14 protein-coding genes are annotated in these 20,689 nt (G+C 72.7%); 6 read left to right on the top strand and 8 right to left on the bottom strand.

Translation table 11 applies throughout. The features are described 5' to 3' along the window. Positions 1-3: 3 nt before the first annotated feature. Genes HCK04_RS17015 through HCK04_RS16985 form a run of 7 tightly spaced genes read right to left on the bottom strand, consistent with a single transcriptional unit; the run spans position 4 to position 12,812 of the window. Entirely contained in the window at positions 4-1,419 is a 1,416-nt protein-coding gene (locus tag HCK04_RS17015; RefSeq protein ID WP_168065996.1) for a condensation domain-containing protein, read from the bottom strand. Then, on the bottom strand, positions 1,416-1,646 hold the full coding sequence (locus HCK04_RS17010) for an MbtH family NRPS accessory protein (protein WP_142648312.1): 231 nt from the start codon (positions 1,644-1,646) through the stop codon (positions 1,416-1,418). Before HCK04_RS17010 ends, HCK04_RS17015 begins: the two co-directional genes overlap by 4 nt. Next, a complete protein-coding gene (locus HCK04_RS17005; RefSeq protein WP_142648311.1) occupies positions 1,643-3,772 on the bottom strand; it encodes a condensation domain-containing protein in 2,130 nt (709 codons plus the stop codon). The genes HCK04_RS17010 and HCK04_RS17005 overlap by 4 nt, the downstream gene beginning before the upstream one ends. Further along, positions 3,769-3,999: a phosphopantetheine-binding protein gene (locus HCK04_RS17000; protein ID WP_142648310.1), complete on the bottom strand. Its 231-nt coding sequence runs from the start codon at positions 3,997-3,999 to the stop codon at positions 3,769-3,771. The genes HCK04_RS17005 and HCK04_RS17000 overlap by 4 nt, the downstream gene beginning before the upstream one ends. Next, positions 3,999-5,567 carry a condensation domain-containing protein gene (locus HCK04_RS16995; protein WP_142648309.1) on the bottom strand — a complete coding sequence of 523 codons (1,569 nt, stop codon included), beginning with the start codon at positions 5,565-5,567 and terminating at the stop codon, positions 3,999-4,001. The genes HCK04_RS17000 and HCK04_RS16995 overlap by 1 nt, the downstream gene beginning before the upstream one ends. A gap of 1 nt (position 5,568) precedes the next feature. Next, positions 5,569-7,203: an AMP-binding protein gene (locus HCK04_RS16990; RefSeq protein ID WP_142648308.1), complete on the bottom strand. Its 1,635-nt coding sequence runs from the start codon at positions 7,201-7,203 to the stop codon at positions 5,569-5,571. After that, entirely contained in the window at positions 7,200-12,812 is a 5,613-nt protein-coding gene (locus HCK04_RS16985) for a non-ribosomal peptide synthetase/MFS transporter (RefSeq protein ID WP_142648307.1), read from the bottom strand. Before HCK04_RS16985 ends, HCK04_RS16990 begins: the two co-directional genes overlap by 4 nt. Before the next feature lie 576 nt (positions 12,813-13,388). On the opposite strand from HCK04_RS16985, the gene HCK04_RS16980 reads away from it, so the two are divergent. The 6 genes from HCK04_RS16980 (at position 13,389) to HCK04_RS16955 (ending at position 20,505) form a co-directional block, all read left to right on the top strand. Continuing rightward, entirely contained in the window at positions 13,389-14,312 is a 924-nt protein-coding gene (locus HCK04_RS16980) for a thiamine pyrophosphate-dependent dehydrogenase E1 component subunit alpha (RefSeq protein WP_260617307.1), read from the top strand. Further along, a complete protein-coding gene (locus HCK04_RS44230) occupies positions 14,309-15,286 on the top strand; it encodes a transketolase C-terminal domain-containing protein (protein ID WP_142648306.1) in 978 nt (325 codons plus the stop codon). Before HCK04_RS16980 ends, HCK04_RS44230 begins: the two co-directional genes overlap by 4 nt. Continuing rightward, positions 15,283-16,575, top strand: a complete 1,293-nt coding sequence (locus HCK04_RS16970) for a 2-oxo acid dehydrogenase subunit E2 (RefSeq protein WP_142648305.1) — start codon at positions 15,283-15,285, stop codon at positions 16,573-16,575. Before HCK04_RS44230 ends, HCK04_RS16970 begins: the two co-directional genes overlap by 4 nt. A gap of 4 nt (positions 16,576-16,579) precedes the next feature. Next, positions 16,580-17,902 (top strand): GH1 family beta-glucosidase, encoded by a 1,323-nt coding sequence (locus HCK04_RS16965; RefSeq protein ID WP_205830355.1) that lies wholly within the window; start codon positions 16,580-16,582, stop codon positions 17,900-17,902. Positions 17,903-18,603: 701 nt separating this feature from the next. After that, positions 18,604-19,500 (top strand): aldose 1-epimerase family protein, encoded by an 897-nt coding sequence (locus tag HCK04_RS16960; protein WP_260617306.1) that lies wholly within the window; start codon positions 18,604-18,606, stop codon positions 19,498-19,500. Beyond that, positions 19,501-20,505, top strand: a complete 1,005-nt coding sequence (locus tag HCK04_RS16955) for a phosphotransferase (RefSeq protein ID WP_142648302.1) — start codon at positions 19,501-19,503, stop codon at positions 20,503-20,505. 2 nt (positions 20,506-20,507) lie between these two features. Here HCK04_RS16955 and HCK04_RS16950 read toward each other — a convergent pair whose 3' ends face one another. Continuing rightward, on the bottom strand, positions 20,508-20,675 hold the full coding sequence (locus tag HCK04_RS16950; protein WP_168065994.1) for a hypothetical protein: 168 nt from the start codon (positions 20,673-20,675) through the stop codon (positions 20,508-20,510). Positions 20,676-20,689 lie beyond the last annotated feature (14 nt).

The raw sequence follows: 20,689 nt of genomic DNA, 5'->3' as shown, positions 1-20,689 counted from the left end.
CTTTCACTTCGGGAACGGGCCGCCCAGCGCGGACAGCGGGAGGTCCGGGTCGGCCCCGGCACGCCGTACGACCTCGGCGAAGCCGCCGAGGAGGCGGCGCGCGGTCTCGGGCGTGAACAGATCGCTGCTGTAGTCGAAGACGCCGCCCAGCCCCTCCGGGCCCCGCCACAGGTCCATCGAGACCTCCGACTTGGTGTGGCTGGGCGGGACCACGTAGACCTCGCGTTCGAGGTCGGCCATCCGGGTCCCCAGCAGATCGTCCTTGGGCAGGTTGTGCAGGTTGAACATGGCCTGGCACAGCGGCGGCCTGCTGATGTCGCGGGGCACCCGCAGCGCGGCCAGCACGTGCTCGAACGGCACCTCCGCGTGCCGCATCCCGGCCAGGGTCGCCTCCCGCACCCGGTCGAGCAGCTCGTGGAACGACGGGTCGCCGGACAGGTCGGCACGCAGCACCATCGTGTTGCCGAAGTAGCCGATCAGCGGAGCCAGCTCGCTGCGCGACCGGCCGGCCACCGGCACGCCGACGCAGAAGTCGGTCTGGCCCGACGCCAGGGCGAGGGTCGCCTGATAGGCGGCGACCAGGGCCATGAAGGACGTGCAGCGCCGCTTCCTGGCCACCTTCTCCAGCGGCGTGATCTCGTCCGGCGGCAGCAGCAGCTCCTCGCGTCCGCCGCGCCCCGACCAGCGGGCCGGGCGGGGACGGTCGGCAGGAAGGTCCAGCGCGGGCGCACCGGCCAGGCGGCTCGTCCAGTGGGCCAGGCCCGCCGTGTGGTCCCGCTGCCTCTCCTGTACGGCGAAGCGGGGATACTGCGTGGGCAGCTCCGGCAGCTCGGGCTCACGTCCCTCGCGCCCGGCGGCGTAACACTCCGTGAGCTCGCGCAGGAGCACGTCGAGCGACCAGCCGTCCATCACGATGTGATGCAGGACGATGCACACGACCGCGTCGTCCTCACCCGCCTCGGCAAGGCCGACCCGCAGGGGAGGCGCGTTCTCCAGATCGAACGGGCGCTCGACGAACTCCTTCAGCACCCCGTCGAGGTCCGCCTCGCCGGACACCGCGAGCCGCTCCACCGGCACCGGCCCCGGCGGCAGCACGACCTGCACGGGCGCGTCCCCGCGCAGCCGGAAGCGGGTCCGCAGCACCTCGTGCCGCGCCACGATCCGGGTGAACGCCGCGGTCAGCGCGGCCACGTCGAGCGGCCCGCGCAGCCGCATGCACCAGGGCGTGTTGTAACTGGTGTCGCCGGGGTCGAAGCGGCTGAGGAACCACAGGCGCTCCTGGCCCGGCGACAGCGGCCACTCCTGTCCGCCGGGCTCCCGCTGAGCGGCTCCGAGGGAGCGCAGCAGCGCCGCCCGCCGCTCGGGGGGCAGCCCGGCCAGCTTCTCGATCAGCGCGGCGCGGCGCTCCGCGCTGGTCATCTGTCCCGGGAGCCCGACGTCGCCGGGTCGCGTACGCTCCGCGTCTCCGGGTCGCGCGCGCTTAGGGGCCGCATGTCGGTCCACACGGTCTCGATGTGGTCCAGGCATTCCTGCCGGGTGCCCGTGAAGCCCGTGGCCCGCCACCCGGCGGGCGGTTCGCGGTCGCTCCACCATATGGAGTACTGCTCCTCGTCGTTGACGACCACGAGCATCGGGGAGTCGGTCATGTCACCTTCCCAAGACGGTCATTGCTGATGTCGGGGCCCCGGCCGCCGCCCTCGGCACGGCGGGGACAGGCGGGCCAGCCGTCGGGTCCGGCCGGCGGCGCGGCGCACAGGACGTAGTGGTGGGGAGCGAGCACGTCGGTCCGGCCTGCCGCGGCGCGCATCACGGCGGCGTGGACGGCCTCGGGCGTGTCCAGCCCGGGACGCGCGACGAGATACCCCGTCAGCCGGGCCGCGCCCCCCTCGCCGTCCCTGTCGTCAGCGCTGCCTGCGGCACCGTCGCCAGCCGCATCTCCGGTGCCGTCCGCGGCGCTGTCGCCGGCACCGTCTCCGGCCGCATCTCCGGCCTTGTCTGCAGCGCCGCCTCCGGCACTGTCGCCGTCCGCATCTCCGGCGCTGCCTGCGGCACTGTCTCCGGGGGCATCTGCGGCGCTGTTTCCGGCGTCCGCCGCGGTGTGCTCGATCACGACCGCGGCGAGGTCGGTGCCGCACGCGCGACGCAGCAGCGCCTCGGTCTCCGGCACGTCCACCCAGTCGTGGCCGATCGCCGTCCATCCGGCGGGGCGCGCCACCGGGTCCAGGCCCGCGATCTTCGCCACCTGGTCCAGCGGCACGTCCTCGGAGACCGCCCGGACCAGCAGCTCCTCCAGGCCGGTGAGCATCCGCAGGGCGACGTCGCCGGGCAGGAACGCCGTGTCCACCAGCACGTAGAACTCGCAGGTGGACGGGGACGGGCCGGTGGCGAAGAAGATCCGCGCCTTGACCTTCGAGTAGGCGCCGACGAAGAACGTGCGGGTCCGCTTCCGCAGCGCGGCGAGCGCCGCGGCGTCCCCGGGATCGGCCGCCGGCAGGCCCTGCCAGCGGCCCCCCTGCCTGACGTCGTTGAAGAACGCGTCCAGGTCGATGTCGGCGCCGCGGCTCCACGCCTCCGCGTCCCACGCGGCGTGCACGAGCGCGGGGTCGTAGTGCCCGTTCCGGTAGGTCGCCATGGTCCTGCGGTGTCCGTGCCGCAGCGCGTCGGCGAACGTGCCGGTCCCCAGCTCGATGACGCACAGCCCGTCCTGGGCGGCGGGCCCGGCCATCGCCTCCATGCCCGGGTGGTGCCGGTTCGACACGATGAGCTGCAGCGCCGCCGTACTGTGCCCGGTGACGGCGGCCAGCAGCGCTGCGCTCGCGACCGTGAGCACGCTGGAGGTCGTCACACCGTGGCGGGCGGCGAGCGCCTCGGCGGCGACGGCCGCCGCCGGGGAGTCCATCCCGTGCCGGACGAAACGCGGCTCCTCGGGCTCCCGCATCGGGAAGTCGAACATCGAACGCGGAGCGGACGCCAGACCGGTCCGCCAGTGCCGCAGCGCCTGGCCGCCGGGCGGCGGGTCCGACCGTTCGAAGGCCGCCTGGTCGAGCGGCTGCCGGCTCGGGGCGGGCAGGTCCTCCCCGGCGACGAGCCGCGGCCACTCCGCGGCCACCATGTTCAGCGACCAGCCGTCGAGCGCGAGATGCGACAGCGCGAGCGCCAGCGCACGCGGCCGGCCCCGCTGGCAGACGACCGCGCACCGGATCGGCAGCTCGGCCGCGTAGTCGAACCCGGTGGCGGCCAGCTCGGCGGCCAGCGCCTTGGCCGCGCTCATCGGCTTGGCCGCCGCCTCGTACACGCCGACGGTGAGCCGGCCCTCGCGGCTCACCCTCTGGATCGTGTCCTCACGAACCGTGTCCTCACGAACCGTGTCCTCACGAACCGTGCTCTCGCGAACCGTGTTCTCGCCGTCCGTCCCGTCGTCTTCCCGGGCCTCGTTCTCTCCGGCGTCGTTCTCTCCCGCGTCGTTCTCTCCGGCGCCGTTCTCCCCGGCGTCGTCCCGGACGCGGACGAACGCCGTGCGCAGCGTCTCGTGCCGCTCGACGAGACGGCCCACGGCGCGCAGCACGGCGTCCAGACCGGCCGCGCCGGTCACCGGCAGGGTCCAGGCCAGGTTGAAGTAGGGGTCGCCGTCGTCCAGCCACTGCGTGGAGCGCCAGATCCCCTGCTGGCCCCAGGTCAGCGCGGCCTGCCCGCCCCGCGCGCCGCGGAACTCCACGGTGCGCGGCGGCAGCGGCGTGAGGCCGGTGACCTGCGCCGGCGGGCTCGCGGTCACTTCCGCTGCCCCGCGATGTGCTCGACCAGGCCGTCGAGCGTGTCGAGGTGGCCGCCGTCCAGGTCGACGTCACAGTCGAACTCGGTCTCCAGCATGTCGATCAGCCGCAGGTAGGCGATCGAGGTGAGGCCGAGCGCGGGCAGGCTGCACTCCGCCGCCAGGATGTCGGCGACGGCCAGGTCGCCGCCGCTCGCCTTCGCCACAAGTTCGGCCACGCGCTCCCGCATCACGCCTCCTCCCGCAGCCGGGCGACCTCCGCCGCGATGCCGTTGATCGTCGGGTCGTCGAAGAACACGTCGAAGGACAGCTCCACGTCCATCCGCTCGCGCACCTTCGCGATGATCTGGGTGATCGACAGCGAGTGCCCGCCGAGGTCGAACAGGTCCTCGTCCGGGCCGATCTCCGGCATGCCGAGCACCTCGCGCCAGATCTCGCCCACTTCGGCGGCGTACGGCACGGCGTCCGCCGCTCCGCCCCGCGCCGAGGCGGACGGCTCCTCGACCCGGCCGAAGGACGGCTCGACCACAGCAGGGAGGGGCAGGTCGGCCACGTCGGCGTCCGGGGCGGCGGCCACCGCGCGCAGCAGCGCGAGCAGGTGCTCGGCGACGCTCTCGCAGCCGGATCGGCTCAGCACGAGCGGGTTGAACTGCAGCCGGGCCGCGACGCCGTCCGGCGCGTCCACCACCTGCAGGTGCAGCGTGCCGCGCACCGCCTGGTTGAACGCCATCCACTCCACCGACGCCGCGACGCCGGGGAACTCCGGCGCGCTCGCGTCGCGCCTGCGGTAGCTGACCGACACCGGCGTCAGCGCGGTGCGCGGGCTCACGCCGCCGACGGCACGCGCGAGCGGCACCTGCCGGAACCGGTACGTGGCCCGCAGCTCGTCGCGTACGGCACGGGCGAAGTCGGCGAACCTCCCGGCCGGGGCGGGGGCGGGCACCGGCAGCTCGTTGACGAACAGGCCGATGTGGTCCCGCGTCTCCTCGGTCCGGGTGGACAGGTCGACGGCCACCGCCGCGTCCTCGTTGCCGTACGCCGCGAGCAGGGTGTGCACGGCGGCGAGCACCAGCTCGAACCGGGTGACGCCCAGCTTGTCCGCGGCGACGGCGAGATCGGCGGGCAGCGCGAAGTCGACGGCTTCACCGGCAGCGGCGCGGATAGAGACCCCGGACAACCCGGGGAGCCGCAGATCCTGCCGGTCGTTCCAGCGGTCGCGCCAGAACTCGGCGGCCTCGCCGAGCAGCTCGGCCACCCGGGCGTTCTCCCGCTCGGCGATCTCGCCGTGCGTCAGGGGAAGGGCGGGCACCGGCCGCCCGGCGTACGCGGCGGCCAGGTCGCGCACCAGGATGTCCTTCGACATGCCGTCGAAGACGGCGTGGTGGGCGACGAAGACGAGCAGGTGCCGTTCCGGCGCGAGCCGGAACACGGTGAACCGGGCGGCCGGCCCGGCGCCCAGGTCCAGGGGAAGCGACGTCTCGCGGTCGACCAGCTCGCCCGCCTCGTATCCCGCGTCCTCGAACCCGGAGGCGTCCTCGAAGCCGATCGGCGGCGGCACGGCGGCGGGCACCAGGCGCACCTCGCCGTCCCGCTCCCCCAGGGCCGCGGCCAGCTGGGGATGCGCGCGTACGACGTCGCGGCAGGCGGCCTGCAGCCGGTCGACGTCGAGGGGGCCGTCGAAACGGACGGCCAGCGGCATGTGGTACACCCGGCCCCCGCAGCCCATCCGTTCCGTTATCCACATGCCGTGCTGTGCGAGGGAGGCCTGCTCCCCCTCGCCGATGAGTGTCGGTGACATCTCACTCGCCTTCCGTCGTGCTGCTCAGGCCGCCCAGCAGCGCGGGCAGCTCCTTCTTGATGACCTTGCCTGACTGGTTCCTGGGCAGGCTGTCGACCACGAGGACCCGTTCGGGCAGCTCGTGCCAGGCCAGCCGGTCCATCAGGAAGGCGCGCACCTCGCTCTCCGACAACCCGGGGCTCTCCGACAACCCGGGGCTCTCGGACGACCCGGGGCTCTCGGACGACCCGGGGCTCTCGGACGACCCGGGGCTTTCCGTGCTCGGCTTCGTCCTGGGCACGATCGCGGCGCCCAGCACGGAGCCCAGCACCGGATGCGGGAGCCCGAACACGGCCGCCTCGGCGATGCCCGGGTGCTCGTGAAGCGCGGCCTCCACCTGGAGCGTGGACACCTTGAACGCGCCGGTCTTCACCACGTCGCTCTCCCGGTCGACGAGGTAGAGGTAGCCGTCGGCGTCCACGTATCCGACGTCGCCCATGCGCACCCAGCCGTCGCGGAACGACCGGGCGCTGGCCTCGGCGTCGCCGTAGTAGGAGCGGGTGGCGGTGGGCGACCGCATCCACACCTCGCCGGTCTCCCCGGGCGGGAGCGGGTTGCCCTCCTCGTCGGTGATGCGCAGCGAGCCGCCGAACGCGGGCCGCCCCAGCGCGGCCGGCCGCGTACGGTCGTAAATCATGATCGTCTGGGCGGGGGCGGCCTCGGTGGACGTGTAGTAGTTCGTCACGGTCGCGTTCGGGAAGGCCGCCGACAGCCGTTCCGACAAGGCGGGGGGAAGCGCGGCCGCCGCCGACCCGAGCAGCACCACGCTGGACATGTCGTGCCGCTCGTGCAGCCCGGCGTCGAGCAGCTCGATCGCCATGGACGGCACCAGGAACACGGTTCCCGGGCGGTAGGTCTCGATCAGCCGGGCGAACCGGCCGGGGGTGAACCTCGCCGGGGTCAGCACGGCCGGCCGGGCGTCCAGCGCGTTGATCAGCATGGTCTGCCCGGCGTTGGTGCCGATCGGGAAGGCGTGCAGCAGATGGCGCGAGTGGGCGAACCTGCGGTGCTTGGGCTGCGTGACGCACCCGTAGGCGAGGTTGGCGTGGCTGGCGCCGACCCCCTTGGGCCGCCCGGTCGTGCCGGAGGTGTAGAGGATCTGCGCCAGGTCGCCGGGCCGCACCCGCGGCATATCCGGCGCCGTCTCCGGATCGAAACCGGCCTCCAGCTCCGCCGGGGTCGCGCTCCAGTGCTCTCCCTCTGGCGCCGCCAGATCGCGGCCGAGCAGCACCGCCGACGCCGCGCAGTGACCGGCCATGTAGCGCAGCTCGGCCGGGGCCAGCCGGTCCGACATCGGCACGGCCACCGCGCCCGCCTTGAGTACCCCGAAGAACGCCACCGCGAAGTCGATCCAGTCGCGGCTGCCGAAGTGCAGCGCCACCCGGTCTCCCGGGGCGACGCCCCGGGCGGCCAGCCCGGCGGCGAGCGCGGCCGACCTGTGGTCCCATTCGGCGAAGGTGAGCGCCCCGTGTCCCTCGACGATCATCGCGACGCCGTCGGGCTCCTGCTCCGCGCGCAGCCGCAGCAGCTCCGGCACGGTGAGCGTGGGCACGCCGCGCGCCCTCGTCGTCCTCGTCGTCCTCGGCGTCCCCGTCATGCGTGCTCCTTCTCGGGCTCGCGGCCTGCCCTGGTGTCGTCCGCCCGTGTGTCGCCTGTCCGGGCTTCCGTCTTGGCCTCCGTACGGGCGGCCGCGATGCGCTCGGTCAGCGCCTGGTAACCGACGATGTCGTCCGGCAGGGCGTCGGGCACCTCGACGTCGAACCGGCGCAGCACCCGGACCCGCAGCGCGACCAGCGCGATGACCGCGATAGCCACCGCGAAGCAGGCGTACATGAAGCCGATGCCGCGTCCCGCGCCGGTGCCGAGCAGCACGCCCGCCGTGTTCGCGAGCGGCCCGTCCGGGGCGAGCAGCGGCTCGAACACCTGCGCGCCGTACGGCGCGACCAGGCCGAACCCGATCGGCAGGGTGGACCAGGCGACCAGCGTGTTGAGCGCGATGACCCGGCCGTGGAACCGCTGCGGCACCTTGACCTGGATGATCGTGGCGTAGACGCCGTTCAGCAGGGTGAGGCACAGCGACATGCCGAACGCGCCGACCGCGATGAGGAACAGGTCGGGGCGCAGCCCGGTCAGCAGGCAGAACACCGACAGCGCTAGCGTCGACAGCAGCACGCCGAGCAGCCGCCTGCGGCGCGGCCCGCCCCACGCGGCCATGGCCAGGCCGCCGAGGAACGCGCCGAGCCCGCCCGCGAACGACACCCGGCCGACCTCGGCCAGCGTGCCGAACGACAGCACCAGCGGCGAGATCATCATGAACAGCGGGGACAGGAAGATGTTCAGCACCGCGAAGTAGAACAGCATCGCGCGGAAGCCCCGGTTGCCCCAGGAGTGGCGGATTCCGCCCAGCATCTCGGCGAGCACGCTCTCGCGCCGCTTCCAGGCCATGGTCGCCGGGAAGCGGATCAGCGCGACGGTCAGCGTGGCGGCGACGTAGCTGGCCACGTCGATGACGAGGATCCCCTCCAACCCGATCGCCGCCATCAGCCCGACCGCGATCAGCGGCACGATGAGCTGTGCGGTGCCGGTGGCCATCTGGACGACGCCGTTGGCGTGCCCGAGGAACCGTTTCGGCACGAGCTGCGGGATCGCCGAGCCGTACGCGAGCCGTTGGAAGGTGAGCGCGACGGACAGGCAGACCAGCAGCGGATAGATGTGCCAGACCTGGAGGTTGCCGGTCCACAGCAGCAGTCCCAGCATGAGCTGGGTGCCGCCGGCGGCGGCGTCCCCTGCCATCATGACCTTGCGCCGGTCGAACCGGTCGACGATGGCGCCGGCCAGCGGGGCGACGAGCATGCCGGGCAGCAGGCCGAGCACGGAGAACAGCGCGAACCTGGCGAGCGACCCGGTGGTGAGATAGATCCACAGCGGGATGGCGAACTCGGTCAGCGCGGACCCGGTCATCGAGACGAGCTGCCCGGCCGCGACGACGAGGAAGCGCCGCATGCTGGGCGGCGGGCCGACGCGCACCCGCGTCTCCGCCGCGCCGTTCACGCCGTCCGCTCGGTCCTGCCCCGCGCCCGTGCCGCCCGTGCCGTCCAGGGCCGTTCCCGTCTCGGCCCCGGCCTCGGGGGACCTGCGCGAGACGCCCTCCAGCCACCAGGTGCGGGTGTCGTCCCGCTCCATCCCCTCCGTACGCCCGGAGGCGAGCTTGCGGTGGATGCCGGTGACGATCTCGGCCAGCTCCTCGTTGCGGTAGCGCAGGAAGAAGTGACCGGCCTCGTCGAGGACGACGCACGCCGTCTGTTCTGACAGGCAGTGCCACTCCTTGTAACGTTCCTGGTAGAACTCGGCCGCCGGGTCGCGTTCGCCGACCACGGCGATCACCGGCGCGCGCAGCGCCGGGCCGCCGCCCTCCTCGAAGATCTGCGTGAAGTAGCGCTCGGCGGCGCGGGTGCCTTCGCGGCGGTTGCGCACGATGAGCTTGATCTGTTCCCGGCCGAGCTCCTCCACGTCGAGCCCGGCCGCGGTCAGGGCGTTGACCCGCTGCTGGTCGCTGGTGAGGCGGTCGAAGAAGGCCCCGAGCCAGTTCAGGCCGCGGCCCGGCCGGGCGAAGGGGAACACGCCGCCGAGATACAGCGCGTCCACGGTGCGGCCGTCCGCCTCCAGCCTCCGGGCGATCTCGGAGGACAGCATGACGCCGAGGCCGCAGTGGCCGTACAGCACGAGCGAGCCGCCGTTCCTGTCCAGGATCTCGGAGATCTCGGCCACGCAGTCGACGACGACCTCGTCGAACGGCCGTGCCTCCTCCCCCAGCTCGTGGCCGGGCACGGCGACCGAATACAGCGCCCAGTCGTCCGGCAGCGCGTCGGCGAGCGGCTGGTAGACCACGGCGCTGCCCCCGCCGTACGGCACGCACACCAGGGTCGTGGCGGCGGCCCTGGCGGGGGTGAGCCGGTGCAGCAGCGACCGCGGCACGTCCCCCTCGGCGGTGAGCAGCCGGGCCAGCTCGCGGACGGTGCGGTGCTTGAACACGTCGAGCACCGTGATCCGCCGGTCCGGATGCGCCTTGCGCAGCCGGGCGATGACCCGCATCGCGAGCAGCGAGTGGCCGCCCAGGGCGAAGAAGTCGTCGAGCGCCCCCACGCGCTCGACGTCCAGCACCTCCGCCCAGACGCGGGCCACGTCCTCCTCGGGGCCGGGCGCCGGTGCGACGTATTCGGCCGCCGCGACGTCGGCCTCCGGCTCGGGCAGCCGCGAGCGGTCCACCTTGCCGTGCGACTTGAGCGGCAGCTCGTCGAGCCAGGCGTACCGCGAGGGGACCATGTACGCGGGCAGCCGGTCGGCCAGCCACGCGCGCACGTCCGCGGTCTCCGGCCGCGCGCCGTCGACGGCGGCGTTTCCGGCGGTGGGCACGAGGTAGGCGACGAGCTGCTCGCCGCGCGGCTCGACCACCGCCTGGGCGACGTCCGGGTGGTCGGCCAGCACCGACTCGACCTCGCCGAGCTCGACCCGGTAACCGCGGATCTTCACCTGGAGGTCGCGGCGGCCGAGGAACTCCAGGTCGCCGGCGTCGGTCCAGCGGCCGAGGTCGCCGGTGCGGTACATGCGCGACCCGGGCGGGCCGTACGGGTCGGGCAGGAACCGGTCGGCGGTCAGGCCCGGCCGGTTCAGGTAGCCGCGGGCCAGCCGGTCGCCGCCGAGGTAGATCTCCCCCGGCACTCCGGCCGGCACCGGGCGTAACCGCTCGTCCAGCACGTACGCCCGCGCCCCGGGCAGCGGCGAGCCGATCGGCAGGCTCACGCTCGCCTCGGCCGGGCCGTCGGGAGCGGGCAGCCGGGCGACGTCGTAGGTGGTCACGCCCACGGTGGCCTCGGTCGGCCCGTAGTGGTTGACGACCCGGCAGCGGCCCAGCGCCGCGAGCTCGGCCGCCCAGCCGCGCGGGGCCGCCTCGCCGCCAAGGAGCAGCAGCTTCCTCGGCAGCAGGTCGCCCGGCCCAGCGTCGGCGAGCAGCGCCGCCAGATGCGACGGCGTGATCTTGAGGTAGTCGATCCCGGTCCGCCGGAAGATCTCCGCCAGCTCGGGACCGGCGGTGCGCGAGGGCACCAGGTGCAGCGTGCCGCCGGTCATCAGGCACAGGTAGAAGACAGTGACGCCGAAGTCGAAGGCCAGCGACTGGAGCAACGCGAAGGACGAGCCGGGCTCCACGCCCAGCCGCTCGCGCACCCCGGCGAGATAGACCATGACCTCGTGGTGCTGCACCGCGACGCCCTTGGGCCGCCCGGTGGTGCCGGAGGTGTAGATCACGTACGCGAGGTCGCCCGGCGTCGCGGGCTCCCAGGGGTCGACGGGCTCCGGCGCCTCCTCGCCGAGGTGAACGGCGGTGACGTCGTCCGGCAGCCGGTCGCGCAGGTCCGGGCTGGTCACGACGATCGACGCCGCGGCGTCGGCCAGGACGAACTCGAGCCGGCCGCGCGGGTGCTCGGGGTCGAGCGGCAGGTAGGCCGCGCCCGCCTTGAGCACGCCGAGCACCGCGACCGCGAGCCCGGTCGACTGCTCCAGGCAGATCGCCACACGGTCGTCGCGCCCCACGCCGTGCCCGCGCAGCCGCCGGGCGAGCCGGTCGGCCGCCGCGTCCAGCTCCGCGTACGTGAGGGCGTCGCCGCCGCAGGCGACGGCGGTGGCGGACGGGGTGCGGGCCGCCTGTGCGGCGATCGCCTCGTGCAGCGACGAGGCCCCGCCGAACGCGTCCGCCGGGGGCGTCTCGGGCTCGGGGCCCGCCCCCGCGAACGCGAGCACGCGGTCGCACTCGGCCGCCGGGAGCAGCTCCAGGTCGGACACCCGGGCATGGGGATCGGCGACGATCGACCTGAGCAGGTGCTCGAAGCACTCCGCCATCCGCGCGATCGTGGCCGGGCGGAACAGCTCGGTGCGGTAGGTGATGCTGCCGTGGAGGCCGTCGCCCTGGTCCATCAGGTAGAGCGCGAGGTCGAACCGGCTGGCGGTCACCTCGAACGGGTAGGCCGACATGGTCAGGCCCTGGGTGCGCAGCGGTGCCGACCGGTAGTTCTGCAGCGCGAACATCACCTGGAACACCGGCGACCTGCTCACGTCGCGTTCGACGCCGAGCTCGCCGACCAGCCGGTCGAAGGGCAGCTCCTGGTGCGTGTAGGCGTCCAGCGCGGTCTCGCGCACCCGGCCGAGCAGCTCGGTGAAGGTCGGGTCGCCGGACAGGTCGGCCCGCATCGGCAGCGAGTTGATGAACAGCCCGACGACCCGCTCCAGCTCCGGCAGGTCGCGGCCCGACACGGGCGATCCCACCGCGAAGTCGTCCTGGCCGGAGTAGCGCGCGAGGAGCACCTGGAAGGCGGCGAGCAGCGTCATGTACAGCGTCGCGCCGTTGGCCCCGCCCAGCGCGGTGAGCGCGTCCGCCAGCTCGCGGTCGAGCGTGATGCCGTGGGCCGCCCCCGCGGACCCCTGCTCGGGCGGGCGCGGGAGGTCGGTGGGCAGTTCGAGCGGCGGCAGCCCGGCCAGCCGCTCCCGCCAGTAGCGGATGTCGTCCTCGTGGGTCCGTCCGCGTTCCCAGAGCGCGTAGTCGCCGTACTGCACCGGCGGGTCGGCGAGGCCGGCGTCGGCGCCGGTCCGGTACGCCTCGTGCAGGGCGAGCAGCTCCTCCAGCACGATGTCGCACGACCAGCCGTCGGTGACGGCGTGATGCATGGTCAGGAGCAGCACATGCTCGCGGGCGCCGAGCCGGACCAGGAGCAACCGCACCAGCGGGCCGGTCGCCAGGTCGAACGGCCGGGCCAGCTGCGCCTGGACCTCCTCCCGCGCGGCGGCGGGGTCGTCCGCCTCCGTCAGCCGCAGCTCCACGACGGGCTCGTCGTCCAGCACGATCTCGGGCGTCCCGTCGTCGGTGGTGACGAACCGGGTGCGCAGGCTCTCGTGGCGCCGGGCCACCTCGGCGAGCGCGCGCTCCAGAGCCTCGCCGTCGATCTCATCGCCGTCCAGCCGTACGGCGAAGGGGACGGTGTAGGCGGTGGTGCCCGGGGCGTACTGCTCCAGGAACCACAGGCGCTCCTGGGCGTGCGAAAGCGGCGGGGGGGTGCCTGCCGGGCGCGGCGGCACGGTGACCCTCGCGGCTTTCCCGGCCCTGAGCCGCTGCGCGAGCAGCGCCTGCTTCGCCGGTGAGAGACCGGTCCGGGTCACGACGCCGGCACCTCTGTTGAATTTTTAATTAAGAACATGGCATTCCTCTATGCGCTCTGCGCTTCGGCACGCCGGCGATTCGTTGCGAAGACGCGGACCAACGACCCGGCGGCGGAATCACCGCCGGAAGCTTCCATACTGGTGCCTGGCGCGGCGCGGAATCCACTGCCGCTCGCGCCTTAACCCCCATTTTCGGACGCGGTAGTGGGAACGCTCCCACGGCAGTGGAGGCTAGGGATCACGGCTTTCGTTCGTCAAGTGTCATGGAAGTTTCTGTCCGTTATTAGCCCCAAGACGGTGAATGTGAGGATATTGCCGCAGATCACGGACAATGCGGTCGTAATCTCCCAAAATTGCTGTTCGGCCAGGGATTGACATGGACCCTTACCGCACCTACCCTCCGTGGGAGCGCTCCCAGACAGGGTGATCCCGTTACTCCTGTCGAAAGGGTGCTGGCGCTCCTGTCAACGGATGCCGCTGCTCCTGTGCTGGATGCCGTGGTGCTCCTGTCCCTGGCAACGGGGCCCGGCGTCGAGCGCACCCCTCGACCAGAGACGCACCAGGAGCGGACCACCTGTGATCGTCACCGCCGCACCGTCCCGGAGCCCGGGGCATGCCCTGAACGACGGGGACCTCCGCTCACTCCTGCTCATCCGGCACTTCGAACGCGCCCTGCTCCGCCTGTTCGAGCAGGGCGTGCTGAGCGGCACCACCCACACCTGCCTCGGGCAGGAGTACATCCCGGTCACGGTGTCGTCCCTGCTCCGCGACGACGACTTCGTCTTCAGCAACCACCGGGGGCACGGCCACTTCCTCGCCCGCCACCCCGACCCGTACGGCCTGCTCGCAGAGATCATGGGGCGGGATGGCGCGCTGTGCGGGGGCGTCGGCGGCAGCCAGCACATCTACCACCAGCGGTTCCTTTCGACCGGAGTGCAGGGCGAGAGCCTGCCCGTGGCGACCGGGGTGGCGCTCAAACTGGCCGGAACGGGCGCGCTCGCCTGCGCGTACATCGGAGACGGCACCTGGGGCGAGGGCGCCGTCTACGAAGCGCTGAACATGGCGTCCCTCTGGCGGGTGCCGCTGCTCGTCGTGGTCGAGCACAACGGCATCGCCCAGTCGACCCCCACGTCCGCGCAGATGGCCGGCACGATCGCCGCCCGGGCGGCGGCCTTCGGAGTGCGGCACCACCACATCACCGGCACCGACGTCGGCGAGATCAGGCAGGCGCTCGCGCCGCTGGTCGACGCCGTACGGACCGAGCCGTCCCCGCTGGTGGTCGAGTTCGCCACCCACCGCCTCGGACCGCACAGCAAGGGCGACGACACCCGCCCGCCGGAGGAGATCCGCCGGGCCCGCGAGTCCGACTGGTACGACCGGTACGCCGAGGCCGATCCCGAGCGGTTCGCCCGGATCGACGCCGAGCAGCGGGAGCTCGTCGAACGCGTGGTCGCCGAGGTCTCCGCCCGGCCCCACGCCCGGCCGGGGGGAGCGGCGTGACCAGGGTCTCCGAGCACCTCAACCAGGCGCTGCACGACCTCATGGAGTCCGACCCCTCGGTCCACCTGCTCGGCGAGGACGTCAGCGACCCGTACGGCGGCGCGTTCAAGGTGACCCGCGGGCTGTCCGGCCGGTTCGGCTCCCGGGTGAGGTCCACGCCGCTGAGCGAGGGCGCGATCGCCGGGGTCGGGGCCGGGCTGGCCCTGGCCGGCGACAAGGCCATCGTCGAGATCATGTTCGCCGACTTCGTGGCGCTGGCGTTCGACCAGATCACGAACTTCGCCGCCAAGTCCACCTCCATGTACGGCAGGCCGGTGCCGATCCCGCTCGTGGTGCGCTGCCCCACGGGCGGCAACCGCGGCTACGGCCCGACCCACAGCCAGAACCCGCAGAAGCACTTCATCGGCGTGCCGGGGCTGTCGCTGTTCGAGATGACGCCGTTCCACGACGCGGGCGAGCTGTTCGCCCGGATGTTCGGCCTGGGGCGGCCCTGCCTGTTCTTCGAGGACAAGGTGCTCTACACGCGGCAGATGCACCAGGTGGACGACCTGTTCACCGTCGAGCTGGTGGACGACGTGGCGCGGGTGCGCGTCGACGGCGCCGGCCGGCCCGACTGCACGCTGGTCACCCACGGCGGGCTCGTCCACCGGACGCTCGACGCCATGCGGGCGCTCCTCCTGGAGGACGACCTGGTCTGCGAGCTGCTGGTGCCCGCCCAGCTCTATCCCGTGCCGCGGCTGCCGGGGCTTGAGGACGCGCCGCACGTCTGCGTCGTGGACGACGGCACCGAGGGCGGCTCCTGGGCGTCCGAGGTGGCCACGGCGCTCTATCCGCGCCTGTGGGGCCGCCTCGGGGGCCCGATCACGCTGGTCAACTCGGCGGACGGGGTGATCCCCGCCGCCCCCCATCTGGAACGTGAGGTGCTCGTGCAGTCCGACAGCATCAGGGCCGCGGTGAGGGAGGCGCTGTCGTGACCGACTTCCGGGTGCCCAAGCTCAACAACAACGACACGTCGTACGTGCTGGTCGAGTGGCTGGCCGAGGACGGGCAGACGGTGCGCGACGGCGATCCGATCGTGCTGCTCGAGACGTCGAAGGCGACCGAGGAGGTCGAGGCCCCGTCGGACGGCGTCCTGCGGCGGCTGCTCGCCGAGGGGGCCGAGTGCGAGCCCGGGCAGGTGATCGCCCGCCTGCTCGCGAGCGCGGACGAGGACGCCGGGGAGACCACGGCCGGGCCCGCCCGGCAGGCCGCGGGGAAGGCCGCTCAGCAGGCCGCGGACGGAAACCCGGGCGGGCCGCAGACCGCGGCGCCGCCCGGCGACGTCTCCGGGGTGATCGTCACGGCGCCCGCGCGCGAACTCATCGAGGCGCACGGCGTCGCCATGGATCGGGTGTACGCCCTCGGCCGCAAGGTCATCAGGCGGACCGACGTCGAGGAGCTGCTCGCCGCGCAGGAGCCCTCCCCCGCCGCCGCGGACGCCGCCCAGGCAGGGGACGCCCAGGCGGCGGACGCCCAGGCAAGGGACGTCCTGGCGGCGGACGCCCAGGCAGGGGACGTCCTGGCGGATGACGACGACGCGCAGTGGATCACGCTGTCGCGGGCGCAGCAGCGGACGGCCGAGGTCGTCGAACGGTCCCGGCGCGAGATCCCGGCGGCCTTCACGGCGATGAACGTGGACGTGACCGAGGTCCTGTCGCTCGCCCGCGACCTCACCCGCCGGCTGCGCACGCTGGTCGGGCTGCCCGAGATGGTGGTGAAGGCGACCGGCGGGCTGCTCGACCGCTTCCCGATGTTCTTCGCGGCGCCCGGCCCCGGCCCCCGGGCGAGAAGGGCCGCCACCGCCGACGTGGGCGTGACGGTCGACGTGGGCCGGGGGTTGTTCATCCCGGTCGTCCGCGACGCGGGCAACCGGCCGCTGTCCGAGATCGCCGGTGACCTGGTCGGCTTCCGCAAGACGGCGCTCACCGGGTCGTTCCGGGAACGCGACCTCCAGGGAGGCGCCATCACGCTCACGTTGCACACGCACGACGGCATCGTGTTCGCCGTCCCGATCGTCTTCCCCGGCCAGACGTGCGCGCTGTCGCTGACGGCACCGCGTCCGGAGGTCGTCCAGGACGGTCCGGGCTTCGCCGTACGCAAGACCGCCACAGTTGGCCTCGCATACGACCACCGTTACATCAACGGTCGCGATGCCGCGGAGTTCCTCGGGGAGCTCCGCACGGCGCTCGAATCACCCGCGCGTTTCCTCACCGAGAATGGATGAAGCCATGAACTCACCCGCACGGTTTCCGGCCGACTTCGTCTGGGGCGCGTCCACCGCGGCTTACCAGATCGAGGGCGCGACCACGGAGGACGGCCGCGGGCCATCGGTGTGGGACACGTTCTGCGCGGTCCCCGGCAACGTACGCGACGGCGACAGCGGAGAGCACGCCGCCGACCACTACCACCGCTACAACGAGGACCTCGACCTGATCGCCGATCTGGGCCTGGGCAGCTACCGCTTCTCCATCGCCTGGCCGCGGATCCAGCCGACCGGCTCGGGCAAGCCCAACCAGAAGGGCCTCGACTTCTACCGCCGGCTCGTGGACGGGCTGGCAGAACGCGGCGTCCGGCCGATGGCCACGCTCTTCCACTGGGACCTGCCGCAGGAGCTGCAGGACCGAGGGGGCTGGGAGAACCGGGACACGGCCGAGCGCTTCGCCGAGTATGCCGAGATCTGCTTCGACGCCCTGGAGATCAGGGACTGGCTGACGATCAACGAGCCCAAGACCGTGGTCGACTGCGGATACCGCTTCGGCACCCACGCGCCGGGCGTGAAGGACGACGCGCGCGCGTTCGTCGCCTGCCACCACCTGCTGCTCGCCCACGGCCTCGCCTCGCGGGTGCTGCACGAGCGGCACCCCGGACGCCGCATCGGCCCGGCGCTCAACCTGCACCCGACCTACCCGGCCGACGACACGCCGGAGGCGCGCGAGGCGGCGCACCACCAGGACGGGCTGGAGAACCGGCTCTACCTCGACCCGATCTTCAAGGGCCGCTACCCCGAGGACACGCTGCGCTGGATCTCCGAGCGCGGCCCGATGGCCGACCACATCCTCGACGGCGACCTCGGCGTCATCAGCGAGCCCATCGACGTCCTCGGCGTGCAGTACTACACGCCGGTCTTCGTGGACGGCAAGGGCGAACGTGTCTTCCTGCACGAGCGGGCCCAGGCCGAGTGGCTGGAGATCTACCCCGAGGGCCTGCACGACATCCTCGTCCGGGTGCACCGGGACTACCCGGGCGTGCCGATGGTCATCACCGAGAACGGCCTGGCCACGGTGGACGGGGTCGACGCCGACGGCCGGGTCCGCGACGACCGGCGGATCGCCTACCTGCGCGCCCACCTGAGCGCGATGCACCGCGCCATGGAGGCCGGCGCGCAGGTCGAGGGCTACCACGTGTGGTCGCTGCTGGACAACTTCGAGTGGGCCGAGGGGTACAGCCAGCGGTTCGGCATCGTATACGTGGACTACGCGACGCAGCAGCGTACGCCCAAGGACAGCGCGCTCTGGTACCGCGACGTGGTGAAGAGCGGCGAGCTGCGCTGACCCCCGCGCCGGGCCCGCGACGAGCCCGCGACGACCCGGCGAACAGCATGGAGCGACACCACCCGACCAACACGACCCGATGAACAGCACCCGATAACACGCTCGGCGAGCACGCCGGCCCGATGAGCGAAGCGGTTTCCCCCGCCCACTCGGGCCGGCATGCCCCGCGCCCGGCTTCCGGGGCCCTGTGCCGAGCGCGCAGTGCCGAGCGCCCGGCTTCCGGGGCCCTGTGCCGAGCGCGCAGTGCCGAGCGCGCAGTGCCGGGAGGCACCGTGCCGCCGGGCCCCTTGCTGCCACGCCCTGTCCGGGGCCCTGTCCAGAGGCCCGGCCGGCACCGCCTCCTGTGCCCTCCTGTCTCCGGGATGCTTTTCCGGGACACCGGCCTCCGGGACCCGTCGCGCGGCGGTGCGATGACGGCTGCCCGGAACCGCTGAAACTTTCAGCACGCGGTGGTGGGCGCTCGCCCATGCACGTGCACGCAAGTGCCGCTGTGCGGCAAATCAGTGCACTTATACCGATCTACGCGATAATCCCGCGAATAAGTTGACGCGTCCGCCGAAAAGACTTAGCTTTACCCGAAGTGGGAGCGCTCCCACAATCCTCCCACCCCGCTTGGATCAAGGGCGATGAGCTGGGATAAAGTCCCTGCATACCGTCAGATGACCAGCTTCTTGACGTCGCGTCAGCGAGAGGACTCCCCCGTGCCCGATTACACGATTGCCGGCGGCGGATACCAGGCCACGATCAGCGAGCGGGGCGGCGCGCTCCGGGTGCTGCGCCACGAGGGCCGCGGACTGTTGACGAGCTGGCCGGAAGGCGGGCCGGTCCCCTACTACAGCGGCACCATCCTGGCGCCATGGCCCAACCGGGTGGTCGGCGGCACGTACGTCTTCGAGGGGCAGCGCCGCCACCTGCCGGTCAACGAGCCCGACCGCGGCCACGCCCTGCACGGCCTCGTCTCCGGCGTCGACTGGAAGTGCGCGGAGCTGCTGTCGGTGGAGGACCACCACGGCCACGTACGGCTGACGCACGTCGTGGAGCCCACCGAGGGCTACCCGCACAGGATCTCCCTCGAGGTGCGCCACTCGGTGTCCGCCGAGGGCCTGTCGACCACGCTGACGGCGCAGAACGTGGGCGAGACGGCGGCGCCGTACGGCTGCGGGCCGCACCCGTGGCTGCTGGCCGGGCCCGACGTCACCGCCTACGAGCTCGGCCTGCCGGCCGGGCGGGTGCTGCTCACCGACGACCTGCTCGCCCCCACCGACCTGGTGGAGGTCGAGGGAACGCCCTACGACTTCAGGACGCCGCGCGTGATCGGGGACACCGCCGTCGACCACGCCTTCACGGGCGTGACGGAGGGACGCGTACGCGTGCTGGGGCCGGAGGGCGGGGTTGAGCTCACCTGGGACCCCGCGGTGCTGCCGTGGGTCCAGATCTGCACCGGCACGGGGCTGGGCCACCAGGGGCTGGCCGTGGAGCCGATGACCTGCCCGCCCGACGCGTTCAACTCGGGCACCGACCTGATCGTTTTGCAGCCGGGGGACAAGCACGAGGCCACGTGGGCCATCGCGGTCACCACTGCGTCATTGGAAGGCTGAATGGACAGCAGGACGAAGAGGCGGTTGTCCCCCGCCCGGCTCGACGAGGTCACCCGCGACGCGCTCGGCTGCGGGGTGACCTCGTCGGAGGAGCTCACCGACGGCTTCGCGAACGCCGTCTGGCGGCTCGGCCTCGACGACGGACGTCAGGTGGTGCTCAAGGTGGGGCCGCCGCCCGACCTGCGGCTGCTGGCCTACGAGCGCCACCTGCTGCGCACCGAGGCGATGGTCTACCACCTCGCCCAGCCCGCCGGGCTGCCGATGGCCGCCCTGCTCAAGGCGTCGTTCGACGACCCGCTGCTGGGCGGCGACTACCTCATCCTGTCCGCGCTCGACGGGGTGCCGTGGAACCGGACGACGCTCAGCCCCGCGGAGGAGGGCGCGCTCCGGTTCGAGCTGGGCCGCCACCTCGCCCGCCTGCACTCCATCCCGGGCACGGGCGTCTTCGGCTACCCGTACGCCGGGCTGACCGGCCGGACCTGGCGGGAGGCGTTCCTCATCATGGTCGGCGCCCTGCTGGACGACGCGGTCTACTACAACACCCCGCTCCCCGCCACGATCGTGGAGATCGTCGGGCTCGTCCACATGAACGCGCACGTCCTCGACCAGGTCACCACGCCGTCGCTGGTGCACTTCGACATGTGGCCGGGCAACGTGTTCCTGGACGGCGACAACCGCGTGCAGGCGCTCATCGACCACGAGAGGGCGTTCTGGGGCGACCCGCTCGCCGACTTCGTCACTCCGACGATCTTCGACGAGCTGCGCGAGGACGACCCGATGCTCATGGGTTACCGGCAGGAGGCCGGCCCCGTGCGGCTGGACCAGGCCGCGCGCGTACGGATCGCCCTCTATCGGGTCTACCTCTACCTGATCATGCTGGTGGAGGACGGCCCCCGGCAGTATCCCGAGGAGTCCTACGCCCGCATCAGGGACATCACCACGCGGTCACTGGCCGCCTGCCTCGACCTGCTGCGCGCGGGGGCGAGGAACCACGCGCACGTCTGAGGTCACGCCTCCAGCGTGAGGGACTGCGAGCCGCACCCGTTGCCGGTGTGCGGCTCGGAGTCGCCGGTCGCCGCGAGGGCCGCGGGCGCCCCTACGGTCAGCGAGGCCACGAGGGACAGGACCATCGTCCCGGCCGCGACGCGGGGCAGGTGACTCACACGAGCACTCACAGCGGACTCCATAA

The sequence above is a fragment of the Microbispora sp. CL1-1 genome, assembly GCF_012034195.1.
GTDB lineage: Bacteria > Actinomycetota > Actinomycetes > Streptosporangiales > Streptosporangiaceae > Microbispora.
This window is presented reverse-complemented; position numbering and strand designations above follow the sequence as displayed.